We start from the raw sequence: 3,309 nt of genomic DNA, 5'->3' as shown, positions 1-3,309 counted from the left end.
TGCCTGCCTTGATGATGTAGTGTCAGGCTGTTGGGGATTCTGGTACAAGGTTGGGAGCAGTTTGGGCTACCAAGTTAAGGCAGGACTTGAGAAACTCAAGGAGAGAGTCAGAGTTGAGAACTAGTTCCTTTTTTTGAGAAGACATCATGCCCTCAGCTGGTTCACTGTTACCGTGCTCATTGCATCCTCAAGGGATGGGGGTTAGGCATAGCCTAGTTGTGAAGAGTGTAATCGGATGAGCTGAGCATCGAGTGGGTCAGCGGTTCATCCTTCTGTTTCACCATTATCCGCAGCTGCTCAAGCATTTCTACCGCGCTGCACTAGCGTGCATCACAGGTGGCATGAATTTTGGTAGATAAACCACCCTTACTGCGTCCAATTGCTTGTGTTTCAGGTTTATCGTCTGGTGTTTTTTTTTGCACCAGCACCCTCGTTGATGAGCGCGTACAATTGTTGAGTCGAGCGCAGCGTACTCGTTGTCTGCATCTAATGAGAGTGTCTTGAATACACGTTCTATCACACCACTTTCAGACCCTAGGCTATGACGCTTGTGCACAGACCGAAAATCGCCAAACCTCTCCGGCAAATCACGCCACGGAATACCTGCACGGTATCGGTACAGTACGGCTTCAACAAATAGGCGGTTATCTTTGGCATTTCCACCAACCCAGCCCTCCTGGCCAGGTAGCATATCCTTAATTCGCTCCCACTGATCATCTCGCAAGGCATACCGACGCATTACTTCCTCCTTAGTTGAGTTTTCCTGACTCCCCTCAGTTCTATAGCTGCACTGACTGGTTGTCAATTCTCTAACTGACGACATGCCCTAGATTCGCTTTTGCGTTCACCCAGCAGCTCCTACAGAGCATCGCCAAATGCCTCTGAAGAAGGGAATTCTAGCCTACATATAATAAGGTATAGCAGTTCTTAATGAGGTGAGGGTTTTCGTGCTGGGTTAATGGGAGTCGGGAGTCGGGAGTCGGGAGTCGGGAGTCGGGAGTCGGGAGTCGGGAGTCGGGAGTCGGGAGTCGGGAGTCGGGAACAAAAATTATCACAATTATTGATTTAGGTACCCTAAAGTTCTCGGAAAGTGGTGTTATTATTGCTCAGCATTCAGCTAACGGGCTAACGGGCTACGGGGATGCGATCGCGCAAGTTACCCTTTTCGGCAAAGAGCCATAGCTATAGGTTTATACCAATTTCTGGTATAACAGATAACTTTCTCTTCTCCCCATCTCCCCATCTCCCCATCTCCCCATCCTTACAAGGGTAGGTTTTTTACAAAGGGGCAAGTATGTACTTTGATTGTCTTGATGCAGTCGCTCATGGGGGAAACCACGGCAGTCGCTCATGGGGGGAACCCCCTTTGGCGGCGCTGCCTCCCCAAGACCGCGCTGCATCGCTACGTATAAATTCCTAAAAATATGTATCAAAATACACAATAATTTCCGGAATAATTCTCCCCATTTCCCGCTTTTCCCGATTCCCGATTCCCGATTCCCGATTCCCGATTCCCGATTCCCGACTCCCGACCCAAATGTAAAAAACCTACCCCTGTGAGATCTCCCCATCTCCCTATTTCCCCATCTCCCCATCTCCCCATCTCCCGATCCAACCAATCTACTATCTTTGAATGCAACTCGGTATTAGATTGCTCTGACCTGCTCGGCAGCCTGGGCTAATTCAAATACCACCCGCGCCACGTAGGGGCGAATCATCCACCAGATTAAGGGTGATAACCAGCCTTTTAAAGTAACTGAGTAGGAAATATAAGTACCACAAAGGGTGGACTCTACCTGGTAAGTGACGCGATTTTCAACTCCAGGAATTGCCAGAAATCTTATACTGAGTAGCTCACCGGGTAAGACACGCTCTACAAAAATTCGCACCGGAATGGGGATCAAGCGAGTGACTACCTGATAAATTAAACCAGGTTTAGCCATTAAACCTTTTGGAGCATTGGTACTTGACAGCAGAGGATTCCAAGACACATCTGCTAAGTTGATCAGTTTTTGCCAGAGAACTTCCACTGGGGCAGTACTCAGGGCGCGATAGGTCTTGAAGAGGGAAAACTTACACCAAACCCCCTCGTGACCAGCAATTAACTTGAAAGAAAAATTAAGAATCACTACACGCCTCCCGCAGCTATGCTCAGGCAGATTTATGATCTTCCCCAAATGGCTTTGGTTGAAAAATCCATCTTTATTTAGGATATGATCTCAACTGCCTGGGAGTTTTGCCAACCCCCAGGGCTTCCCCTGAAGGTACCCGATCGTACCAACGAATAATTACCAACCAATAATTACCAACCAATAATTACCAACCAATAATTACCAACCAATAACATTGGCAAGGCAAACTTAAGGTTTGGCTTAGATACTCACTAGGATTGTTTATGACAGCTTTTCAGACGGACACAACAACTACCACTAATACCACTTCTTTACCTCCTGCTGACTCTAGGGAGAGAGTCAAGCAGTTGATGCAACAGCTGCAAGATACGATTTGTGAAGCTCTAGTAAAAGATGACGGGATTGGCACCTTCAGAGAAGATGCTTGGGAAAGAGAAGAAGGGGGTGGTGGTCGTTCCCGTGTGATGCGCGATGGTTCAGTAATCGAACAGGGTGGGGTTAACTTTTCGGAAGTTTGGGGCAAACAGCTGCCACCTTCAATTTTGAAGCAGCGCCCCGAGGCAGCTGGACATGGTTTTTTCGCTACTGGTACCTCCCTAGTATTGCATCCTCGTAATCCCTATGTGCCCACAGTTCACCTAAATTATCGCTACTTTGAGGCAGGACCAGTCTGGTGGTTTGGTGGGGGAATCGATTTGACCCCTTACTATCCCTTTGCTGAAGATGCTGCCCATTTGCACCGCCAATTGAAACAAGCCTGTGATACTCATCACCCTGAGTATTACCCAGTCTTCAAGTCTTGGTGCGATGAGTATTTTTATCTGAAACACCGTCAAGAAATGCGGGGTGTTGGGGGCTTATTTTTTGACTATCAAGATGGCACGGGTAAACTCTATCGTGGTCCCCATCCAGATGGTCCCGCAGCAGCTTACAGTGACAAGCTTGGGGTTTTAGAGCCTCGGAGTTGGGAAGAGTTATTTGCCTTTGTCACAACCTGCTCTGAGTCCTTTTTACCCGCTTATCTACCCATTGTAGAGCGCCGTCGCAATATGGAATATGGAGACAGAGAGCGTAACTTCCAACTCTATCGTCGGGGTCGATATGTAGAATTTAACCTGGTGTATGACCGAGGCACAATTTTTGGTCTGCAAACTAACGGGCGTACTGAATCCATCCT

Annotated in this window: 5 protein-coding genes and 1 pseudogene; 1 reads left to right on the top strand and 5 read right to left on the bottom strand. The window is 47.9% G+C overall.

Features of this window, described 5'->3' with window-relative positions; all coding sequences use genetic code 11:
- Positions 1-326: 326 nt before the first annotated feature.
- The 5 genes and pseudogenes from F6K57_RS40635 to F6K57_RS40615 form a co-directional block, all read right to left on the bottom strand.
- Positions 327-739 (bottom strand): annotated as a pseudogene (locus F6K57_RS40635) (IS5 family transposase); the annotation flags it as partial.
- A gap of 157 nt (positions 740-896) precedes the next feature.
- Positions 897-1,055, bottom strand: coding sequence for a hypothetical protein (locus tag F6K57_RS40630; RefSeq protein WP_293065865.1), 159 nt, complete (start codon positions 1,053-1,055; stop codon positions 897-899).
- Positions 1,056-1,190: 135 nt separating this feature from the next.
- Complete coding sequence (locus tag F6K57_RS40625) at positions 1,191-1,400, bottom strand: hypothetical protein (protein WP_293065868.1); 210 nt, start codon at positions 1,398-1,400, stop codon at positions 1,191-1,193.
- Between the two features lie 29 nt (positions 1,401-1,429).
- On the bottom strand, positions 1,430-1,603 hold the full coding sequence (locus F6K57_RS40620) for a hypothetical protein (RefSeq protein WP_293065871.1): 174 nt from the start codon (positions 1,601-1,603) through the stop codon (positions 1,430-1,432).
- A gap of 43 nt (positions 1,604-1,646) precedes the next feature.
- A complete protein-coding gene (locus F6K57_RS40615) occupies positions 1,647-2,129 on the bottom strand; it encodes a polyketide cyclase/dehydrase and lipid transport protein (protein ID WP_075897982.1) in 483 nt (160 codons plus the stop codon).
- Between the two features lie 266 nt (positions 2,130-2,395).
- On the opposite strand from F6K57_RS40615, the gene hemF reads away from it, so the two are divergent.
- The coding region (hemF, locus tag F6K57_RS40610) for an oxygen-dependent coproporphyrinogen oxidase (protein WP_293074621.1) at positions 2,396-3,309 on the top strand (914 nt) is incomplete at its 3' end.

Source organism: Moorena sp. SIO4A5 (genome assembly GCF_010672005.1).
Classification (GTDB): domain Bacteria; phylum Cyanobacteriota; class Cyanobacteriia; order Cyanobacteriales; family Coleofasciculaceae; genus Moorena.
The sequence above is the reverse complement of the archived record's forward strand: the minus strand, read 5'-3'. Positions and strand labels throughout refer to the sequence as shown.

Coding starts and splice junctions, on each gene's coding strand:
- F6K57_RS40620 (WP_293065871.1), bottom strand. CDS start 1,603: ATGGGGAGATGGGGAGATGGGGAAATAGGGAGATGGGGAGATCTCACA.
- F6K57_RS40625 (WP_293065868.1), bottom strand. CDS start 1,400: ATGCAGCGCGGTCTTGGGGAGGCAGCGCCGCCAAAGGGGGTTCCCCCC.